At 53.9% G+C, this 21,156-nt stretch carries 18 protein-coding genes; 6 read left to right on the top strand and 12 right to left on the bottom strand.

The window, feature by feature from the left end; translation table 11 throughout:
- Window positions 1-18 precede the first annotated feature (18 nt).
- From metG to AB9F27_RS06300, 3 genes are all read right to left on the bottom strand, one after another.
- Window positions 19-1,548, bottom strand: a complete 1,530-nt coding sequence (metG, locus tag AB9F27_RS06310) for a methionine--tRNA ligase (RefSeq protein ID WP_335584152.1) — start codon at window positions 1,546-1,548, stop codon at window positions 19-21.
- 115 nt (window positions 1,549-1,663) lie between these two features.
- Window positions 1,664-2,632, bottom strand: a complete 969-nt coding sequence (locus AB9F27_RS06305) for an aldo/keto reductase (RefSeq protein WP_335584153.1) — start codon at window positions 2,630-2,632, stop codon at window positions 1,664-1,666.
- Entirely contained in the window at window positions 2,632-3,756 is a 1,125-nt protein-coding gene (locus AB9F27_RS06300; RefSeq protein WP_335584154.1) for a mannitol dehydrogenase family protein, read from the bottom strand. The genes AB9F27_RS06305 and AB9F27_RS06300 overlap by 1 nt, the downstream gene beginning before the upstream one ends.
- Window positions 3,757-4,153: 397 nt before the next feature.
- Between AB9F27_RS06300 and AB9F27_RS06295 the strand changes: the two genes are divergently transcribed.
- Complete coding sequence (locus AB9F27_RS06295; RefSeq protein ID WP_335584155.1) at window positions 4,154-5,047, top strand: GntR family transcriptional regulator; 894 nt, start codon at window positions 4,154-4,156, stop codon at window positions 5,045-5,047.
- Between the two features lie 38 nt (window positions 5,048-5,085).
- Here AB9F27_RS06295 and AB9F27_RS06290 read toward each other — a convergent pair whose 3' ends face one another.
- A complete protein-coding gene (locus AB9F27_RS06290; protein WP_335584156.1) occupies window positions 5,086-5,985 on the bottom strand; it encodes a metal ABC transporter solute-binding protein, Zn/Mn family in 900 nt (299 codons plus the stop codon).
- Between the two features lie 86 nt (window positions 5,986-6,071).
- Here AB9F27_RS06290 and AB9F27_RS06285 point away from each other — a divergent pair, with 86 nt between their 5' ends.
- From AB9F27_RS06285 to AB9F27_RS06275, 3 genes are read left to right on the top strand one after another with little or no spacing between them, the layout of a single operon-like run.
- The gene (locus AB9F27_RS06285) at window positions 6,072-6,542 is read left to right on the top strand and encodes a Fur family transcriptional regulator (RefSeq protein ID WP_335584157.1); all 471 of its coding nucleotides are present in this window, start codon (window positions 6,072-6,074) and stop codon (window positions 6,540-6,542) included.
- Window positions 6,539-7,294: a metal ABC transporter ATP-binding protein gene (locus AB9F27_RS06280; RefSeq protein ID WP_335584158.1), complete on the top strand. Its 756-nt coding sequence runs from the start codon at window positions 6,539-6,541 to the stop codon at window positions 7,292-7,294. The genes AB9F27_RS06285 and AB9F27_RS06280 overlap by 4 nt, the downstream gene beginning before the upstream one ends.
- Window positions 7,284-8,078, top strand: coding sequence for a metal ABC transporter permease (locus tag AB9F27_RS06275; RefSeq protein WP_335584159.1), 795 nt, complete (start codon window positions 7,284-7,286; stop codon window positions 8,076-8,078). The genes AB9F27_RS06280 and AB9F27_RS06275 overlap by 11 nt, the downstream gene beginning before the upstream one ends.
- A gap of 5 nt (window positions 8,079-8,083) precedes the next feature.
- On the opposite strand, the gene AB9F27_RS06270 is transcribed toward AB9F27_RS06275, so the two are convergent.
- The 4 genes from AB9F27_RS06270 to rpe form a co-directional block, all read right to left on the bottom strand.
- Window positions 8,084-9,325: an Hsp70 family protein gene (locus AB9F27_RS06270; RefSeq protein ID WP_335584160.1), complete on the bottom strand. Its 1,242-nt coding sequence runs from the start codon at window positions 9,323-9,325 to the stop codon at window positions 8,084-8,086.
- 76 nt (window positions 9,326-9,401) lie between these two features.
- Window positions 9,402-12,116: a DUF2339 domain-containing protein gene (locus AB9F27_RS06265; protein ID WP_335584161.1), complete on the bottom strand. Its 2,715-nt coding sequence runs from the start codon at window positions 12,114-12,116 to the stop codon at window positions 9,402-9,404.
- A gap of 54 nt (window positions 12,117-12,170) precedes the next feature.
- Entirely contained in the window at window positions 12,171-12,599 is a 429-nt protein-coding gene (locus AB9F27_RS06260) for an arsenate reductase family protein (protein WP_335584162.1), read from the bottom strand.
- Window positions 12,600-12,603: 4 nt separating this feature from the next.
- A complete protein-coding gene (rpe, locus tag AB9F27_RS06255; protein WP_335584163.1) occupies window positions 12,604-13,296 on the bottom strand; it encodes a ribulose-phosphate 3-epimerase in 693 nt (230 codons plus the stop codon).
- A 180-nt stretch (window positions 13,297-13,476) separates the two neighbouring features.
- On the opposite strand from rpe, the gene deoC reads away from it, so the two are divergent.
- Window positions 13,477-14,487: a deoxyribose-phosphate aldolase gene (deoC, locus tag AB9F27_RS06250; RefSeq protein ID WP_335584164.1), complete on the top strand. Its 1,011-nt coding sequence runs from the start codon at window positions 13,477-13,479 to the stop codon at window positions 14,485-14,487.
- Window positions 14,488-14,491: 4 nt separating this feature from the next.
- A complete protein-coding gene (locus AB9F27_RS06245) occupies window positions 14,492-16,852 on the top strand; it encodes an aldehyde dehydrogenase family protein (protein WP_335584165.1) in 2,361 nt (786 codons plus the stop codon).
- A 51-nt stretch (window positions 16,853-16,903) separates the two neighbouring features.
- On the opposite strand, the gene AB9F27_RS06240 is transcribed toward AB9F27_RS06245, so the two are convergent.
- From AB9F27_RS06240 to AB9F27_RS06225, 4 genes are read right to left on the bottom strand one after another with little or no spacing between them, the layout of a single operon-like run.
- Window positions 16,904-17,581: a DUF1523 family protein gene (locus tag AB9F27_RS06240; protein ID WP_335584166.1), complete on the bottom strand. Its 678-nt coding sequence runs from the start codon at window positions 17,579-17,581 to the stop codon at window positions 16,904-16,906.
- A 7-nt stretch (window positions 17,582-17,588) separates the two neighbouring features.
- Window positions 17,589-17,858, bottom strand: coding sequence for a hypothetical protein (locus AB9F27_RS06235; RefSeq protein WP_335584167.1), 270 nt, complete (start codon window positions 17,856-17,858; stop codon window positions 17,589-17,591).
- On the bottom strand, window positions 17,855-19,201 hold the full coding sequence (locus AB9F27_RS06230; RefSeq protein ID WP_335584168.1) for a DUF6638 family protein: 1,347 nt from the start codon (window positions 19,199-19,201) through the stop codon (window positions 17,855-17,857). Before AB9F27_RS06230 ends, AB9F27_RS06235 begins: the two co-directional genes overlap by 4 nt.
- Window positions 19,198-21,132, bottom strand: coding sequence for an ATP-binding protein (locus AB9F27_RS06225; protein ID WP_335584169.1), 1,935 nt, complete (start codon window positions 21,130-21,132; stop codon window positions 19,198-19,200). The genes AB9F27_RS06230 and AB9F27_RS06225 overlap by 4 nt, the downstream gene beginning before the upstream one ends.
- Window positions 21,133-21,156: the final 24 nt, after the last annotated feature.

Below are 21,156 nucleotides of genomic sequence, written 5' to 3'. Positions count from 1 at the left end.
TTTCGACCATTTATCGCCTCAATCGGCAATGCGCGGAAACAGCGGAATAACTTCCCCAAACTGCGCACCGCTCTGCAAGCGATCCAATTTCGGGGTCCAAATAGGCCCCACTTCAATCGGGCAATCCAAAATCGCCAAGGCTTTATCTGCCGACACAGGAATGATTTGACGGAAGGCCTCCAGCAACACCCGCAAACTATCAAGCGTCACATACAAAACAGTCTGTCCCCGCGCTTCAGTTTCTGGATCTTTGAGCAACTTCCACGGCGCTTGCTCGGTGAAATAGGTATTCAACTCGTCTGCTGCCACGATCAAAGCTTCGGTGCGGGACGAAATTTCCGCCAGCTTAAACACATTGGCAAACCCAAGTGCGGCCTTCATCGCTGCGGCCCGTGCGGCGTCATCTTCCGCCGTCAAAGCCCCCTTCGCAGGCACTTTGCCGTCCAACCGATCGGAGGCGAATTTAGCCGCCCGCGACAGCAGGTTTCCGACCTTATTTCCCAACTCGCCATTATACGCGGTCTGGATCAATTCCACAGAAATCTGGCTGTCGTTTTCGGCCCGCATATGGCGCGCAAGATAATAGCGCAGCGCATCCGCGCCGAACTTCTCAACTACAACCAACGGGTCCACAACATTGCCAAGCGACTTGGACATTTTCACGCCGCCACTTCCCAGCCAATGCCCGTGTACCGAGAGCTTCTTGGGAAGGGTTTCGCCCATCCCCATAAGGATAATCGGCCAATAAACCCCGTGTGTTTTAAGGATATCCTTGCCAATAACATGCTCAACTTCGGCCCAGTAGTCTTGGTAATTATTATCCGGCCACCCCAAGTTCGTGAGGTAGTTGATCAGCGCATCAAACCAAACATAGGTCACATAATCGGAATCAAATGGCAACTCGACCCCAAGGGAAACCCGCGATTTTGGCCGCGAAATACACAGATCTTCGAGCGGGTCTTTGAGCATGTTTTTAAGCTCGGTCAAAAACTTCTGTGGCTGCACAAAATCGGGATTTTCCGCGATGTGATCCAACAAGCGTTGACGGAAAGGCTCCATCGGAAAGAAGTAATTCGCCTCAGTGATTTCCTCGACAAAAAGGTTCGAGTGGTCAAGGCATTGCCCGTCCTCATTCAGATCAGAATCCGTCTTGAACTGCTCGCAGCCCTTACAGTAAATCCCCGAATATTCCTTCTTGATGATCAAGCCCGCGTCCATCATGGATTGCTCCATTTGGGCCACGCGCTCTTTGTGGAACGGGCGGCTGGTGCGGACAAAATAGTCGTAATCCACGTTCAACAAATCAAACGCTTTCTTGAATTCCGCCGAGCGCAGATCAAGGTATTCATCTACGGGCAAGCCCAGCTTTTCGGCGGACTCTTGGTTCTTTTGGCCGTGCTCATCGCACCCCGTCGAAAATCGCGTTTCAACCCCGTTGGCTTTCCTGTTGCGAATGAGGATGTCGCACATGACGGTCGTATGCGCATGTCCCAAATGAGGGGCCGCATTTACGTAATAGATGGGCGTCGTCACATAGCTTTTCGTCATTTTAATCACCTTATTTCACAGCGCAGAAAGCTCCGGTACGCACCGGATATATTGGCAAGCCCCTGTTTTATACAAGTCTCCCCGCGCGGCAACCAAGAAATCCCCCGCGCGCGTTTTAGAAAACCTCTTTAGCCAAGGCTTCGGGGAACGGCGCTTGGATGGCTTCCAAATTGCGCGTGAGGGAGGAGACTTTTCCCGTCCCGATTAAAACGCTCGCAGCTTCGGGTTTTGAAAACCCGAAATGCAAGGCGGCCGTCGCAAGTGGAACATCAAAGGCAGCGCATTTTTCCTCCAAGGCACGCGTTTGCGCCAGAATGTCGGCGCTTGCCGGAGCATAATTGAAACGAGCGCCCTCCGTCGGCCCCGTCGCCAAAATACCCGAGTTGAAAACCCCGCCCAATACGAGGCTCACGCCCATTTCACGGCACATCGGAATCAATTCGGCTTCGGCGGTCCGATCTAGCAAGGTCCAGCGTCCAGCGAGTAAAATAACATCCAAGGGGTGGGATTTTAGCACCTCCACACAGACCTCATTTTCATTCACGCCCAGACCATAGGCCCCGATTCTCCCCTGTTCTTTAAGGCTCTCAAGATAGGGCAAACCCGATTCCAAGAGGTCTTTCATATGAGCAGCATTCCCTGCGCCATGTGTCACAACGCCGATATCGTGTACGAAAACGATATCAATCCGATCGGTTCCAAGGCGCTCCATACTGCTTACAAGGCTCTCTTCAAAACCCTTCGCGGAATAGTCATAATGCACGTCATTCGGGAGCGGATTAACGAAATCTTCGGCGACGGCCAATTGTTTTCCTGGCCGCAAAACGCGCCCAACTTTGGTTGAGATAACAACCTCATCCCGCGATTTCGCAGCCAAAAATACCCCTAAACGCGCCTCTGCGCGCCCGCGGCCATAGTGTGGCGCGGTATCAAAATAACGAATGCCACTTTGCCACGCCGCCTCCAAAACCGCCTGCGCAGCCTCCTCCGTGACCTCTACAAAAATGTTTGCAATACCCGTCGTGCCAAAGGACACAAGACTTGTTTCGACTTCGGTTTTCCCAACTCTACGTTTGGCGAACATTACGATTCCTCTTTTGCTTTTTGTACAATGTTTTCTAGTCGCGGCTTCAGACTGGTATCGCCGTTCTTGTGCGCCCAAGCTAAAAAATCTGCAATGCGGCGCTGGATTTTCTCAGCGTGATTTCCCGCGATATCGGCGATCTTGTGATCCAAAAACGGGTTTCGAAACCTATCAATCGTCGTTTCCACATAAGCGCGGGCTTTTTCTTCAAGGCCTGCAGCTGTGAAGGCTGGAATGACCTCAACTTCATATAAATCGTTAAGATCAGCCAAGACAGTAGCATTATCAAGATACTCTCGGACATAAGCTGGGGGTGTTTCCTCGGCACGCCAATTGTCGGCCAAATACGTGTGCCCTAAATTGAGGATAAACAGCTTCAAAGCCTCGGGAGTTTCTAAATCGTCAACGATATCAATGCACGGATGAACGCAGGGCGCGACAAATCCGGCCTGATATTCAACCGCCCAAAGCGCGTAGGGTTCGGCTACCGCCCCTGCGGGCTCAAGCGGCTCAGAGACAATCCGATCCACAAGCGAGTCCATCCAAAGCACGTCTGATGTTAACCATTCCAAATACTGCGGCGATTGCCCCGACGCGAGTTCAAGCACGCGGGCCTTCAAAATCGCACCGTTTTTGACGATCAACTCCATAGGCATCACCGTCAATGTCCACGCCGACGCCTCAAAGCGGGCCCGAAGGAGCAGTTCCAATTTCGCAGGGTAGGACATCGCTTGATCAAAAGTATTTCCGCCGTCCGCAGGCTGCGTTGCAAACCCGCGATCCCCCGTGTTGGAAATGACATACTGTGCTTCGGAAACAAAACACGCCACCAACGCTTCCCAGTTCTGTGCGGTCGTAAATGTGCGCGCAACCGATTGAATACGTTGCTCGCTGTCGATCGGAACTCCTCCCTGCAAACCCTTGATGCGCACTGGATATCCATCAACTTGGGTCAAGCCCTCAAGGCGCGCCACTCTTGAGGAATCCCCCGTGGTTTTCACTACCGAAATTTTTCCCACAGCCTCCCCGCACTTCAAGGCCTCGTCGATAAAAAGATCCGCATGCGCTTGTAAAAATCGACTTGTTCCAAACTGAAAAATAGGTGTTTCGGTCGCTTTATTCATTCTTTTCATCCCATTTATTCAAAATCATTGGCCTTTAACCTTGGAAGTAACCCCTCGCCAACGCTTTCTCGCCGCGTTCTTGTGAAGGCTATCTCGTAGCACATGTTCGAACAACACCGATATGTATTTTTATGCAATAAAAACTTGCCGCAACCCTTCCTATGTGGCATAGCTTCTGGGAAGTCCTCGGGTCAATGATGCAGGACCATCAGTATTTGCAGAGGCTGTACTGCGCGCATGCAAATCAATAACTCGAAATTTTGACCACCCCATACTAGTGTCCTAACTGGTCGGGAATTCGCCGCCCAACTTCACCAAGAAAACTTTTTGCCAACAACAAAAATTTGTGATTGAAACATACCACCACACCCTGAGTAGCCAGCATTGAGAGCCATCCGTGTCGCGCAGCAATAGTGTTTACAAAGAAGCTTACAACCGATGTTTGGATTATATTTGCGACCATGATATCGCCAGCCAACTGCCCCCAGAAACCGAACTTGCCAAAAAACTTAAAACAAGCCGCACGACAATTCGGGTCGTTTTGGAGCATTTAGATCAAACCAAGATTATTCATTGGGACGGCCGGTTAAAAACCGTTCTTCGCATGCCCGCCCCTATCGACTATTTCGCAATTGAGGAAACACGCTCGGCCAGTGAAAAAGTCGACACTCTTTTTATGGACTATATTCTTGGTGGCGATTTGGCACCTGGGTCGGTCCTTCGAGAAAGTGAATTGGCAAGAGAATTCGGCGTTAGTTCGTCAGCGATCCGCGAATATCTCATCCGCTTCTCCCGTTTTGGCTTGATCGAGAAAGAACCCAATCGCCACTGGGTGCTCCTTGGCTTCACCCGTGATTTCGCCGAGGAGTTGTTTGACGTGCGCGAAATATTTGAGCTTCGGACGCTGCGGAATTTTTGTGAAACTCCCATGTCCGCTGAATCCCGCGCAGAGCTACAAGCGCTTGAGGTGGCTCACGTTGATTTACTCGAGAATATCGACACCCACTACCTCAAATTTTCCCGCCTAGATGAGCGCTTCCACCGTGTGCTTATAGAAAAGCTTGGCAACCGGTTCATCTCCGATTTCTATGTGCTCATTTCGCTGATTTTCCACTTTCATTACCGGTGGAATAAAACCTACGAGAAAGAGCGCAATATGCAGGCAGCCAAGGAGCATCTGGTGGTTATTCGAGCGCTCCTTTCGGGCAACAAGGAAGCGGCAAAGATTGGGTTCACGGCCCACCTGAAAACCGCGCGGCGCACTCTTTTGGATAGTGTCGTGTGGGACTAGGGCACGCGCGTTGAGGCGCGCCGCCCGCTTCCGCGAGCTTAACGCTTAAGGCACGCGGCCAGCGCCTGCGCCATATTTGCGAGCGTCGCGCCATATAGGTTTTTGTCTAAAGGCAAGGTCGCCCCCAATGGATCCATTTGCACGATGTCCAGCCCACCATTTGGGGCAATCGCGTCAAGGTTTCCCGACCTAAACCCGGGCTCAACAGCCAAACATTTGACGTTCGACTGAGCGATCTTGTCGCGCACCTCTTGTAGCCTGCGTGGCCCTGGATCAACAGCTTCTGTATCTGTTATCGCCCCAAAGGAGGGGACATCAAATCGTTTTTCAAAATACTGAAATGCATCATGATACACAAAGTATTCCACTCCGCCGAGATCGGAAAACCCCTCTTGGATACCCTGCGCAAGCGCGGCCATCTGAGCTTCAAAAGTCGCAACATTCTCTTTGTATACCGACCCGTTTTCAGGGTCAATTTTCGTCAGAATACGCGCCATTTCCCCCGCCCAGAGCACCGCATTTTCTGGGTCAAGCCAACTATGGGGATCAAATTCACCATGCGCATGCCCCCCCTCATCGGCGTGCTCTTCCTCCTCGCGTGCCTCCAACAAATTCGTCCCTGAAACCTCTGCCAAGAACACAATTTCGGCCCCGTTGGCCAAAGTCTCCAAGCTTTTCACAAGCCATGGCGTTAGGTCGGGACTGACACTAAAAACAACGTCCGCGTTTTGAAGTCCGCGTGCATGTGACGGGCGCAATGAGAAATCATGCGGCGAGGCCGCTTGTTCCACTATCAATGTGGGCGTCCCAACACCCTCCATAACCTGCGCGGCAATTGCATAGATCGGCGCGATATCAACCACGACATTGGGCGCCTTGGCATGTGCGGATTGTCCAAAAACGATGGCGGCAACGAATACGGGTAATAGATTTTTCAACTTTTTTTCCTCTAAAACTAAATTTGGCCTCGACTTATATGTAATAATATAACATTACAAGCAGGAACCCAACAGACTGAGATCTTATGTCGACCCATGGATTTGAACACCACGACCACAAGGATTGCATCGTGTCCGGCATCGCGTCGGTTGAGGCGCAATGTAGCGCGCAGAAGCTCCAACTCACACCCGTCCGCAGACGCGTGATGGAAATCCTACTGACCGAACATCGTGCTCTCGGGGCCTATGAAATTCTCGACCATCTGCGCACCGAAGGCTTGGGCTCCCAACCTCCTGTCGCCTATCGTGCGCTTGATTTTCTGGTGTCCAATGGCTTTGCCCATAAGATCGAACGCCTAAACGCCTTTGCCGCCTGTATGCATCCCGGAGAGCATCATGCGCCCGCCTTTCTAATCTGCAAAAAATGCGATGGTGTCGTCGAAACCTTCTGCGCCCCTCTGCTAAATGAACAGGCAAGCGACCTCGGTTTCAAAATTGAACGCACCGTTGTTGAGGCGCTCGGTCTGTGCCCAAATTGCCAATCGGACACGGTATGAAACTGATCTCCACAGAAAAGCTCACGGTAAAATTTGGGTCAAAAACAACGCTGGATGCCGTCGATTTTCACATTGAAAAAGGCGAAATCGTCACTCTTGTGGGACCGAACGGTTCGGGCAAAACCACCCTTCTGCGGGCGCTTATTGGCGCGATCCCGAGCGACGGAAAAATCACGCGGGCGGGAAACCTCAAGATCGGCTACGTCCCGCAAAAACTCCAACTTGATCCCAGCCTGCCGCTCTCTGTGAAACGCTTCCTCAGCTTGCCAACACGCCACCCCCTTGCGGAGGTCACTGCGGCGTTGGACGCTGGCGGCGCTGGACATATCGCCGACACCGCGATGGCCGACCTCTCGGGGGGGCAACTTCAACGCGTGCTGCTTGCGCGGGCATTGCTCCATAAACCCAACTTGCTTATTCTCGACGAAGCCACACAGGGTCTCGATCAACCCGGAGCGGCTTCCTTTTACCAACAGATCGAAGACGTGCGCTCGCAACTCGGATGTGCCGTTTTAATGGTCAGCCACGACCTGCATGTTGTGATGGCCGCCTCCGATCGCGTCGTCTGTCTCAACGGTCATGTGTGCTGCCACGGAACACCCGATATCGTGGCCTCGGCACCTGAATACCGTGCGCTCTTTGGCACCGGAACGGGGGGCGCACTTGCGCTGTACCGCCACGAACATAGCCACAGCCACGACGACCATGAACACGGCCCAAACTGTGGCCACGAGAATCAAAATGCTGGATGATTTCATGCTCCGCGCCACATTGGCCGGCCTCGGTCTTGTGCTTGCGGCCGCACCACTTGGGTGTTTCGTTGTCTGGCGGCGGATGGCCTATATTGGCGACGCAACTGCACATGCCTCGATCCTCGGCGTCGCAATCGCGCTCGGGTTTTCCATCTCGGTCTTCGCAAGCGTCCTTGCCGTCGCTCTCCTGATGGCAATCCTCGTCTCAACCCTCAGTGGCCGCAACCATTCAACGGACTCCCTCCTCGGGGTTTTGTCCCACTCCGCGCTCGCTTTTGGCCTCGTCGCGATCTCATTTATCGATGGTGTGCGGGTCGATCTTATGGCCTATCTTTTTGGGGAAATCCTTGCTGTAACGACCATGGATTTAGCCGCAATTTGGGGCGGCGCAGCCGTTATCCTCGCGCTTTTGGTCTGGCGTTGGTCTCTATTTCTCACCTCGACTTTAAGCCCAGGCTTGGCCTATGCCAGCGGAATCAACCCCAAACGCGAACAACTAATCCTCACTATCGCGCTGGCACTAGTTGTGGCTGTTGCGATCAAGGTTGTCGGAGTTTTACTGGTCACAGCGATGCTCATCATGCCCGCCGCCGCCGCGCGCCCCTTTGCCAAAACACCCGAAAGCATGGCATTTATTGCCATAGCAATTGGCGCGGCATCCGTCGTGTTGGGACTACAAGCGGCCTTGATTTACGACACGCCGGCAGGCCCCACTATCGTTTGTGTGGTCGCGATTTTTTTTGCGGTTGCCTCGCTCGTCCGGCTGCCCCTCCGGTCTGGCTAACCAGCTTAGCTTTGACGGGACGCCGCTATAGCAAGCCCGTCGACAACACCGGTAAAGGCCTCTGAATACATGAACTCAGCGGCGGGAAATACGGCCCGCATGCCGTCATCCACGATCGACATAAGACTTGAACCCCCAACAAAAACGACCTGTTCGATTTGGGCCTCCGACACGCCAGCCAACACGAGCGTTTCCTTGGCTGCATCGCGAATATCCGCGCCATATTCCGCAAGGGAGTCCGCCATGGATTGGTCTGACATGACGGCAAAGAGGCCCGCTTCAATCATTTTCATATCAATTCGCGCGTCGGAGCGGTCCTCTTGGTTCACCAGAATTTTAGCCCGCTCGACAGCAAAGGCGACCTCATGCCCCAACTCCTCGGTTAGTACCGTGAGCAGGCGTGAAAACAACACGGGTTCAAGTGCCAGCTTCCCAAGCTTCGCCATCGCCAACCGTGTCTGTTGCGTATAGAGAAACGGGATTTTCTCCCAAGTCGCCAAGTCTTGAAATATCGCGCTCGGGGCGGCCAATGCGCCCTCTCCGAATTCTTTGCCAATCAAGGAATCTTTGCCCAAAAGTGGCATCACATGGCGCACGCTGAGCCGTTTATCGAAATGGGTTCCTCCAAGTCGCACACCATGGCTCGCCAAAATTTCCTGCGTGCCAGCTTGCGTGCGAAACACCGTGAAATCCGAGGTCCCGCCGCCAATATCAACCACCAATCCAAGGCTACCATCTTGGCGCGCATGGCTGGCCAAGGCCGCGGCTTCGGGCTCCGGCATGAAGGATACTTCTTTGAAACCCGCCTTTAGGTAGCATTCCGTCAGATCGGCCAGCGCCTGCGTATTGCGCCCCTCATCCTTGGAGTGAAACCGCACGGGACGCCCCGAAAGCGCCCGCTCAAATGTCGTATAACATTGGGCCTCGGCCCGAGTTTTCAACACCTCAAGGAACCGCGCGATAATATCGCTGATCGTCATTTCGGCGCCCATTATCCGACGCTTTTCATGCATCAAAGACGTCCCAAGGACGCTCTTGAGGGCGCGCATATAACGCCCCTCTTCGCCTTGAATTAGGGCGCGGTTGGCTGCACTTCCGATCCGCATTTCCGCCGAATTCTGGGGAAAGAACACGGCTGTTGGCAATGTTTTCTCGCCCGCCTCAACCTCAATCAAGAAAGGTTTATCGTTGACCAAAACACCCGCCGCAGAGTTGGATGTCCCAAAATCAATTCCCAAAGCATTCATCGTCTGGCACCTTTATCGTCCGCAGGAACCGCGCTCTTTAGGCCCGTCATGCGAGAGATACAACCCTATCTGAATGCTAACTGTTGTCGTTTTGATTTGGACTGCGATCCCACTGCCGCGTCATGTTGCCGTTGATCCACGCAAGCGCCGCAAGTGACAACCCGAGGCCAAGGAAGGAAGCGACCCGAATGAGGCCCGCAAGCCCTGACATATCGATTAGAAAGACCTTCGCAATCGTGAGACCAATGCCGATCATAGCAAAACGCCGCAGCATCAAATTGCGACGGGAAAACGCATAGAATAAAAGCGCCGCCGAGGATAAAAGCATCGCGATGGTATAGCTATATAACTCCCCATCAAACACCCCTTGGTAGTCTTCCATATCGCCGCCCCACCAGATATGGCGGATTTCAAGCGCGGCGAAAATCACCGCATAGAGGGTCGCAAGCCCTGCATAGAATTTTCGCGTCCGCAGCTTCAGATGCGTCATACTCCATGCGATAAATCCAAAGAGGCAGGCCAAACCACCATAGCCAATGATCAAAGAGTTTAGGAGGATAGGGCCGATAACGGACTTAGCTTCTAAGCCCCAAACTGGATTGAAAATAATCAGTTCGACGAGCATCAACACTGTTCCCAAAATGCCAAAGATCCAAGCAAGTACAAGCCGCACGATCCGGAACATGCGCGCGCCATGCTTTGCGCGGTACAACTGATTGGCCGCCGAGACCCAAACCACCAAGGCCGCCAACGAAACCGTGATTTCATCGCCGCCGCCCAAATAATCCACCAAACGCGCGAGGCCGACACTGGCAAACATGGCCGCAAGACTCCAGAACGCAGATTCCACAACCAGAAGCGCGCCTTTCTGGTCTCGGGTTCTCAGGACGACAAACGTCGCCGCGATCAATCCAAGAATTGCAATCGCAACCAAAGAGAATTCCAGCGTCGAAACACGGTAAATCCACCAAAATCCAGGGTCGACAAAGGACCGGTAAGAGACAACGATCGTGCCGACCTGAACAAAATACGCCAACCGCCGCATGTCGAATTTACGCTCAAGAAGAGCGGCAAGTAGCACCATAACGCTCAAGGCCACCGTCAACGCCGCTTGTGACAACATTATCGTAAGCGCAAAGCTTATCAGGGAGAGGGCCGACATCGCAAAGATGGTCGCGCGGCGTTTATCAGGGCTGTCCAAGCGGGCGACCCGATGCGCCATGCCGACCATCAACGCGGCGACAAACATCGCGATACCGGCCCATAGGTTCGCGGTTAAAACATACACGGGTTGCCAAAACGCTTCGAGCGCAACAAGCGTGGCATTGGCCGTAACTGCGGCACCGACGCTCAAGGCAAAACGACCATTTTTGCGGTTGTTCCCCAGCCAAAAAAGCACGCAGCTCATCGCGATTCCGAGCGCGACGAGAACGTAAACGGTTGTTGGAAGGGAGGTCTCTGGAGCGCGCGTCAGACCCGCTTTAAATTCCGCGAGCAACGGCCCTCGATTGATCCCTTCAAGGGTGATCAAGGCCAGAAACACCACCACAGGCCCCATCGCCAATTCCCAAAGAGCGGGTGCTGCACGGAGCCAGAAATTAGTGGCCACAAACAGGAGCATAGCCGCGCCAATGGCCGCCCACGCGGTGGTCGCATTCGGAGCATCCGCCCCAACTGCTAGAATGACGACAAGGGCCGCAACAAACGTACCGAACGCCAGCCGCGTCGGGAACTCAACGGTCGGCAGCGTCTCCATTGACGACGAGAAATCCTTTCGGACAAGACGCCAAACCGCCTGCCCAACGGATGTGCCTTCGTGGTTGGGATATAGGGTTCGTACGGGGATGGCCGTGGCGCCCGCGGCAACAATCAGGGCAAACGCCAAGAAATAAACGCCTTCCGTAGTGCCCGATTGAAACAAAACCATTGCCGCAAAATAGGGCGCAACTATCGACAAAACCGAAACCAACGCACGGCGTTTCACCGTATCAATCGCCAATCCGACGAGGCAAATAAGGGCAAAATAGGCATATAAGAAATTCGGAGCCGTACTGGCCCCGCCGATAAGAAACGGGGCCAGCGAGGCTCCGAGCAAACCAACAATCGACAGAAACGGGCCATAGAACCAGCCAAGGACAAGCGCCACACAGGACACGGCCACAAGACCAATAAAAGCCATCTCCGCGCCAATGAGGCCATACATTTGCCGCGCCGCCAACACGCCGATGAACAATAGAACGATCCCAGCACCCGACAGCGTCGACGGAAGTGCTGCGGCGTGTCCCGTTTCATCACTGGCCCGTCTGTGCACCCATTCGCCCCCAGCTATCAAGGCGGCACCTAGGGTAAGGGTCCCTATGACGCGCCAAACAGGGGTCAGGATTCCGTTTTCCACACTGTATTGCACCAAGAATACGCCCGCCAATACGAACGAAAGCGCCGCAACTGCGAGGAACCATTTTTCTTTGAGCCAGTCTGAAACCGCCGCCGCATTTTCGGAGGTCAGAACGAAGGCTTTTGAGGGTTCTGGTGTCTGCACTTCTTTGAGGGAGGACGTGGGCCAGACTGTGGGTGCTACATCTTCGACAACTGCTGCCGACGCGGGAACAAAACCTTCCGGTGCCGGCAATGCCGCTTCACTGGGTGCGGTGTCCGTGGCCGCGTTTGACGCTTCCAGAACGTCCATACGCGCGCTGAGATCTTTAAGTTTTTTGCTTTGGCGGAAAAGGGTAAAGATCATCCACAGAAAGGCCAGCGGGATCAAAACACCGCCTAAGTCGAATAATCCCACGCCGCTCTCCCCTTGTTTTTATTCGGAGACTCCTAGGGCTGCCCCTTGCGCCTGTCAACTTTGCTCTAAAATCTCGTCCCACGGAATTTGAAAACTCTCGCCTTTGGCTGTCATTAGGGTCCGCGGAGACTGGTCGTTCAGCACCGAGAAAATCACTTCTTTAGGGCGGCAAAGAACGACCCCTTCAGAGGTACGCACGATTGGGCGCTCGACCAACATTGGGTCCGCAACCATCGCACGTAAAATCTCGCTGTCTGGTGTCGCAGGGTCCATGAGGCCAAGCTCTTTTGCGGGCGTATTGCGGGTGCGCAGTATATCGCGCGCCGAGAGTTTCGCGTCCGTCAAAATCGTGCGCAACAGATCTTCCGTCCACCCGACTTGCTGATACAACACAATCTCCGGAGTTTCGCCAGCGAGTTGCATAATCTCCAAAACAAACCGCGACGTGCTGCATTTTGGGTTGTGGTAGATGGTGCTGTTCATCCCTTTAGCCCTGTGCCGCCACGGCCGCCGCCCGAATTGCACGGATATTTTCGCCATAGGGCGCTGGGTTTTGCACACTACCACCAGAGAATACTGCCGATCCCGCGACCAAAACATCTGCACCTGCAGCCGTCACAAGAGGCGCTGTTTCGGGGGTCACGCCGCCATCAATTTCGATGTGAATGGGACGATCTCCAACCATGGCACGAAGTTTTTTAACCTTATCTATTTGGCTATGAATGAATTTCTGCCCACCGAATCCGGGGTTCACCGTCATCACACAAATGAGGTCAATCATATCCAGTAGATACTCGATGCTTTCAACGGGCGTAGCTGGATTGAGCGCAATACCCGCCTTGGCGCCCGCATTGCGGATCGCCTGTACTGTGCGGTGCGCGTGAGGGCCTGCTTCGACGTGGGCGGTAATAATATCGGCACCGGATTTGGCAAAGGCTTCGATGTAGGCGTCGACCGGAGTAATCATCAAATGCACGTCCATCACACCTTTGATATGGGGACGGATCGCTTTACAAGTCTCTGGACCGAACGTAATATTTGGCACAAAATGCCCGTCCATGACGTCAACATGAATCCAGTCCGCCCCCTGCTCCTGAACCGCCAAAATCTCGGCACCAAAGTTGGCGAAATCTGCGGCAAGAATGGACGGGGCGATTTTAATATTACGGTCAAAACTCATTGGGGTCTCCGTGGGCTAAGCGGGTTTTAGGCTCTCTTTCTTCTACCTACCTTGCTTTGCGAGCCTTGAAAACACTCTGATTTTGCCATTCCGACACACCAATCCTTGACCAAACGGTCAAACTTGCAATAACGAAGGAATAATGAGACCCTTTGTCCTGATCAATCCGGAGCCTCTTTGATGGAAAACCAAGCCAAGACGACGGTAAAAACCGCCGCTGTTGCCACCGCGCAATTGCCGCAAGTCCACGAGCCACGCAATCCTGGGATGGACCTTGATTTGGACTGGGTCCTTTCGGCGCAAGCGAACACCTCCGCGATTGAGCGCCGCGCTGCCTCGATTTCTGGACGGCGCTCCGTCAAAAAAGACTATCAAGCGGCGTGGATGCTCAAAGCGATTACGTTGATCGACCTTACAACACTCTCCGGCGACGACACTTGGGGTCGCGTGCGACGCCTGTGCGCCAAGGCCGCCCATCCCGTACGCGCGGATATTCTCGACGCGCTCGGTATGCCCCCGATCACCACCGGCGCGGTTTGCGTTTATCACGATATGGTCGAAACGGCGGTCGACGCCCTCAAAGGAACGGGTATCCCCGTTGCGGCCGTATCAACAGGTTTCCCTGCGGGTCTATCTCCCCTCCACCTACGCCTAGAAGAAATTCGTGAAAGTGTTAAAGCGGGTGCAAAAGAGATCGACATTGTAATCTCCCGCCGCCACGCACTCACGGGCAACTGGCAAGCAATCTACGACGAAATGCGGGCTATGCGCGAAGCTTGTGGCGATGCCCACGTCAAAGCAATTCTTGCAACGGGCGAGCTTGGAACCCTACGCAATGTCGCCCGCGCGAGCCTTGTTTGCATGATGGCAGGCGCGGATTTCATCAAAACATCAACGGGTAAAGAACCAGTAAACGCCACCCTCCCCGTCACCCTCGTGATGATCCGCGCCATCCGTGCCTATCACGCGCGCACGGGCTATCGCGTTGGCTATAAACCGGCAGGTGGCATCTCTAAGGCCAAAGACGCGGTCACCTACCTCGCCCTCATCAAGGATGAGTTGGGCGACCGTTGGCTGGAACCCGATTTATTCCGCTTTGGTGCCAGCTCGCTTTTGGGCGATCTTGAGCGCCAACTTGAACACCATGTTACCGGCCGCTATTCCGCCGCCCACCGTCACGCGATTGGATAAGACCATGACAGTAAAAGAGATATTCGACACAATGGAATACGGCCCCGCCCCCGAAAGCGCCTCCGAAGCCCTTGCATGGCTGGTAGATCGCGGCGACAGTTTTGGCCATTTCATCAACGGCGCCTTCACCAAGCCCGGCAAAGGCTTCCCGAGCAAAAACCCCGCCAATGGCGAGACCCTCGCGATCATCAGCCAAGGAACCCAAAGCGATGTTGACGCCGCCGTAAAAGCAGCCCGCGCGGCGCAAGGGCCATGGGCCAAAACATCGGGACATGCGCGGGCGAAATACCTCTATGCCATCGCGCGGTTGGTGCAAAAGCATTCGCGCCTCTTTGCGGTCCTTGAGACCCTCGACAACGGCAAGCCCATCCGTGAGAGCCGGGACATCGATATTCCTTTGGTCGCGCGGCACTTCTATTACCACGCGGGCATGGCGCAATTGATGGAAGCCGAACTTCCCGACGCCGAAGCCATTGGTGTTTGTGGTCAGGTCATTCCGTGGAACTTCCCGCTCCTGATGCTGGCTTGGAAAATCGCCCCTGCGATTGCTATGGGAAACACTGTCGTTCTGAAACCTGCGGAATACACGTCCCTTACGGCGCTGCTTTTTGCGGAAATCTGCCAAGAGGCGGGACTCCCACACGGGGTCGTCAATATCGTCACCGGCGACGGAGCAACGGGCGAAGCCATTGTTACCCACGAAGGGATCGACAAAGTGGCCTTCACCGGCTCAACCGCAGTTGGCCGCAAAATTCGCGCCGCGACGGCGGGGCAAAACAAGGTTCTGACCTTAGAGCTGGGCGGCAAATCCCCCTACATCGTTTTTGACGACGCGGATATCGATAGCGCCATCGAAGGGCTTGTCGACGCGATTTGGTTCAACCAAGGCCAAGTCTGTTGCGCAGGATCACGCCTGTTGGTTCAGGAAGGCATTGCCGAAGATTTCTACGCTCGTTTGCGCGCGCGCATGGCCAGCCTGCGTATCGGCGATCCGCTCGATAAATGTATCGACGTGGGCGCAATCGTGGACCCCGTACAACTCGCGACCATCAAGCGCCTTGTAGCGGACCACGGCAACGAGGGCACCGTTTACCAAGCGCCTAGCATAATGCCTGCCGACGGCTGTTTTTACCCACCAACATTGATCACCGACCTTCATACATCGTCGGTTTTGATGCAGGAAGAAATCTTTGGCCCTGTCCTCTGCGCGACCACCTTCCGCACCCCTGACGAAGCGGTCCAAATCGCCAACAACACGCGCTATGGCCTTGCGGCGACCCTCTGGACTGAGAACGTCAACCTCGCCCTTGACGTCGCCCCTAAACTTGTTGCGGGTGTTGTTTGGGTCAACGCCACCAACCTCTTTGATGCGGCCGCTGGCTTTGGCGGCGTGCGGGAAAGCGGCATGGGACGCGAAGGCGGTTGGGAAGGACTTTCGGCCTATACAAAATCCAAATCCAAATCCAAAAAACTCGCGCCTGTCGAGGCCATCCCCGAGCCAACCACGGTGAAGGTGAACGGCCTTGACCGCACCGCCAAACTCTATGTTGGCGGCAAGCAGGCACGTCCTGATAGTGGATACTCAAAAGCCGTTTACGGACATAAAGGGGCCTTGCTCGGACATGTTGGCGTCGGGAGTCGCAAGGACATACGCAATGCGGTCGAAGCGGCCCATAGCGCGTCAAAATGGGGAAAAACCACAGGACATTTGCGGGCGCAAATTCTCTATTACATCGCAGAAAACCTTTCGACCCGCGCCGAAGAATTTGCCAAGACCCTAGACGCCATGCAACCAAAATCCGCAAAACACAGCGGAAAGGCGGAGGTCGAAGCCACCATCAGCCGCCTGTTCACCTATGCCGCTTGGGCCGACAAATACGATGGGCTTGCCCATGGTGTTCCCATTCGCGGCGTCGCCTTAGCGATGAAAGAACCTGTGGGTGTGATCGGCGCGCTCTGTGCTGACGAAGCGCCATTGCTTGGCTTGATTTCGGTAATGGCACCGGCAATTGCGATGGGCAACACCTGCGTCCTTGTGGCAAGCCAGCCGTTCCCACTGGCGGCAACCGACTTCTATCAAGTGCTTGATACGTCTGACGTTCCTGCAGGTGTTGTGAATATCATCACTGGCGAACACAGCGGTCTTGGCGCAACTCTCGCCGACCATATGGACGTCGACGCGATTTGGAACTTCTCGTCCACCGATATCTCAGGAGATCTTGAACGCCGCTCCGCGAGCAACCTCAAACGCACATGGCTCAATCAGGGCCACGCGCGCGATTGGTATGGCACTCAAGGGGGGGGACGCGAATTCCTCATGCAGGCCACCGAAGTGAAAAACATCTGGATACCCTACGGCGAGTAAAAAAATGGGCGCTCGTCGAACCGTTCGATGCGCGCCCAATTCCAGTTAAGCCTATTTACGTGGCTTTGCGCGCCAAGATCCAAGCCACGCTTTGAACCGTCCCCAAACACCGCGCGCGCGGTCCTTAACGGCATCCGCGCGCTGGTCTGCGGCCTCAAAGGCTTCAGTCGCATCATCCAGCAAAGGGTCGATTTTGCGTTCGCGGAATTGCACCCACACCCGCCAAAGCCAGAAGATCAAACCAGCAAACGCGAGCAGGATGACGATGCTCATCCATGGGATAAGCCGCACGTCCGGCCCGTCGACAACTTTAAACTTGATAACATTTGGATAGATCGACAAAAACTCGCTGCGCCAGCCATAGTGGGTAACCGCGACCCAAATTGGGTCGTCGCGCAACGAAATCAAATCCGCAGCCTCCGCCTGGAGGTTTGAACTGTTTATCTTGAAGTAAGGCGGCCAGTTGAAAATTCCGGTGTCTTCATTGCGGTAGACAATGATTTTTCCGCCGTCATACGCCGCGTTCACGAGACGTAAATCGCGGTTGGTGGCCGCTTGGGCACCGCTGTCTGGTTCTGCATAAAAGAAACTGTTCGATCCTGAAAAATCGGCCCGAATAATCTCAGTCCCCGTGATGCGCACGATGTCGCGCTGCGGGAGATTATAGTGGAAAAAAGCAAAGATCGTCGTAACGAGCAAGACCCAGAAAGTTATTTTCACGTAGCGCATGACGACCTCAATAAAAATTGATTAAATAGAGAACGATGACATAAAGAACAAGGGGAATGACATAGATCAGAACAAGCGCTTTACGACGAAACGACTTGCGATACCGCTCCATCCCCTCCTCAATAAAGGCCTCTCGATCCCCATTTTTGATCTCTTCGTCGAACTCCTCCTCCAAGTCCTCACGACGCAGCGACGCTGCAAACCAGCGCGAAATCAAATAGATAACGGACAGTCCTACGAAGGCAAAAAAGAACTGCCGCACAAGAGTAAAGATCATGAACGCCTCCTCACGGCACCCCACGGGCCAACTCGATCGATAATATCCTCAACTATAGTTTCTGGTTCGGCCATCGAGTTCTCCCCCCCAAACAGCGCCTCGCGTGCCCCAACTTTATCCACTTGATACTCAGACACAAGAAAATCCGCGACATAGGTTTTCTTGCTATCAGCCCATGTGCTGTAGCGTTGGTAAAACTGTTCCTTGTGGCAAATAAAGAGCTGACGTATGTCTTTTGGCGATAATTCCGCAAGCAACATATTGACCAGATCAAAATTTGGACCCGACCGCGCCCGCAAAGTATAGAAATACGCCGCATCGTTGGAATTTAAGCGCGGCCACGGCCCATCGCCCTCGGACCAGCGCAATAGTTTCGCCAATTCGATGTATTCCTGCGGTAGGTTCTCAGCATATTTTCGTGTCAAATTGCGGATTTCTCGCCGATCCGCCTTCGCCAAATCCGCACCCATTTCCGCGGCGACATCTATGGCGATGAAATCCATTTTCTGCCGTAGGATCGAAGGAGCATCGACGGATTTTCCCTCCCAAATGGGTTCCACCAAATCATTCAACGAAAGAAACTGCGCAATTTTTGTGCGTTCCTTGATGCCGAAAACAAACTCCATTGGGAGGCCTTCGACTGCCTCGCGCCCATTGCTCGCGATTGCTGCGGGATGCTCCACATCTCGGAAAACATACAACCCGCCGAAATGCTTCGTCCAAAAATCATCTTGCTGAAATTTTGTAGCTTTAAGGGTGACAGGATTGCGTGTCACATCGCCGGTTTTCTTTGCTAACTCAATCATTTCTGCTATGAGGACATCATCCCACCACGCATCAGGGCGCGATTTGAAATCGGTAATCTTTTCTGACAGAACCTCTGCATTGGCAACGTGGGACTGGGTTGTATCCGCCCGCACAACGATTGTGCGGATGTCCAAAATATGCGCGGGATCACTCACCGAAAACACCGAGTTTTCCAATTCTCCGCCAACCGCATCACGGGCCGTCAGGGCAAAAAGCTCCGCCTCATTCTGCTCAATGAACTGTCGTAAAATCCGACGACTTGTGGAGAACTGTGCATTCAACAACGGCGCTCGTTTTTGTTCCGTCGTCAGAAGAATAAATTGACGGTTACAGCCCCCCTGATTGAGGTATAAATGATCGCCAAACTCATCGCCGATTTCGGGCGAGTATCCTGACAGATCAATGTGGAAATCCGTCAGCACTGTTTCTTTGCCAATGAGCAATTTCAACGCCGCGTTGTACCGCGCCACGAGCACGGTCGACCTCACAGGAACGAGATTTCCGAACATTAAACCGCGCTGGATCAGGCGTATCATGCGTGCCCCCCCAGATACCGCCGCTTCGCTTCTTCCATGCGTTCCATATCGCGAACGGCGTTTTCGATCGCCACTTCGTCGGATTTATCGGCATATCGGAATTCGGAATCCGCGTAACGGTTCACCTCTTGGATCACCATTTCGACGTTAATAGGTTTGCGCATATCTTCGATCATTGCGCGCTTCTCATCGTAGGGTTTGAACAAAAATAACTCCGGGTTTTCCATCCATTCATCGGGTAATTCAAAGTCCATCGCACGCACTTTGACAGCGTCCGTGATGTTCTTGATGGCCCGCCCCGTAAAACGTGGGTCCGCTTCCTGAATGGCCTTTAAATAGGTTCCGATCTTGGCAATCGTGTCGAGGTCTCCGAGGTCAGAATGCACCCGATCATAAACGTTGAGCAGGCCCAATTCGTGCGGTTTTGAATGCCCATCAAAGCTTGCGGCGACGGCTTTTTTGATTTCCTGCGCTTCAAATAAATTGTGCTTTCCTAGCGGGATATCGTGATTCCCCCCCATTAGAAGGCTCAGAATGTCGATATAATCGTCGCGTGTCTGCGGTCCATCCACAAGGAAGCGCGCGCCCGCACGTTGCCGCAACGCGTCATCGACATTCTCGGGATAATTGCTGAACATCCCAAAGGTACAATTCCCGCGCACGACGGTATTTGCGCCCGCGAAACTCTCCATCAATACTGCGGTAATTTCGAGTTGCCCCGCACTGGATTGTCGATCACCTCGCTTGCCTGCAAGTTGGTCGATATCATCAATAGTGCCAAAGCCAATGACGTTTGGATCGAGAATATTGTTGATAAACGCCTTGGCATTTTGTCCCGACTTGCCCTGATAACTATCGATATTATCCGTGCTCAGGTTTTGAAACCGGAAGGTATAGCCCGCAACATTGCAATACTCACTGATCAGGCCCGCCATCATCTGGATAAGCGTCGTTTTTCCGGTTCCGGGCGCGCCATCGCCCATGAACGTAAAGATGAACCCACCAAGCTCGGCAAAGGGATTAAGCTTGCGGTCAAAATCATAGGCCATCAACATCTTGGCCAGTTTCATCGATTGATATTTGGCGATGTGGTTCCCGACAACCTCGTTCGGTTTCTTGAACGACATGGTGAGTTTGGTGCTTTTCCCACGGCCAGCAGGTGTAAAACCCGCGATCGTCAAATCATCGGCTTCAACGTGATAAGTCGCACTCGAAAAGGCCCCCACAGTCGTAACATTTTGCGCACGCAGGGTAACTTTTTCCATCAATTGTTCGCAATACGCCAAGATCGTCGCGGCAAGCCGCGCGTCCTCCGTCGCGAAGGCCCCGATATCCTGATCCAACTCCCAAAGCGCGCCGTGCAAGGCGATTTGGCCGTTGTCCGTCAAAACCTCCTCAACCTCGCCGACCTCCACCGTGGTTTCCCCCACAAAGGATGCCAAAAGATAGGCACAGGAGTTCGCGAAAACATGGAGAGAAATAAGGGCTTCCGCCGTAAGTAGCTCTGTGAATTCCGTCCGACGCGCCTCCTGAAGGGCTCCCGCCAAATTATCGCGTTTCAATGCGGCAAGATGGGTTGTTTCGCCAAATTGTTCCGATACTGCGAGCGAAATCGCAAGCGCGCGCCGCAAGGCATGCATCGCGCTGGCCTGAAGCGGCGACGTCAACGGATCGGCCTCATCTGCCCCCTCTATGCGGGCAACAAGCTGGACCCCCTCTGGGCGAGCAGTGCTGCGCGTCACAAGGCCCGGTGTTGTGCTGCGAAACCGCCGCCGCGTTCCGAGGCCGGCCGATTTTTCAGCGCCCGACGTGTCCTTGCCTTTGCCAATACGTGGGGTGTGGTCAAAGCCCACCAAGAGCGCCGATGCCGCATCATAATGTTTGCGAATATCCTCTTCGCGCAGTTCCATTTGATCGCTCGACAGGCTCATATCGACATCCTATTTTCTAATGTA

The organism is Falsihalocynthiibacter sp. CO-5D18, from assembly GCF_041205445.1.
Classification (GTDB): domain Bacteria; phylum Pseudomonadota; class Alphaproteobacteria; order Rhodobacterales; family Rhodobacteraceae; genus Falsihalocynthiibacter; species Falsihalocynthiibacter arcticus.
The sequence above is the reverse complement of the archived record's forward strand: the minus strand, read 5'-3'. Positions and strand labels throughout refer to the sequence as shown.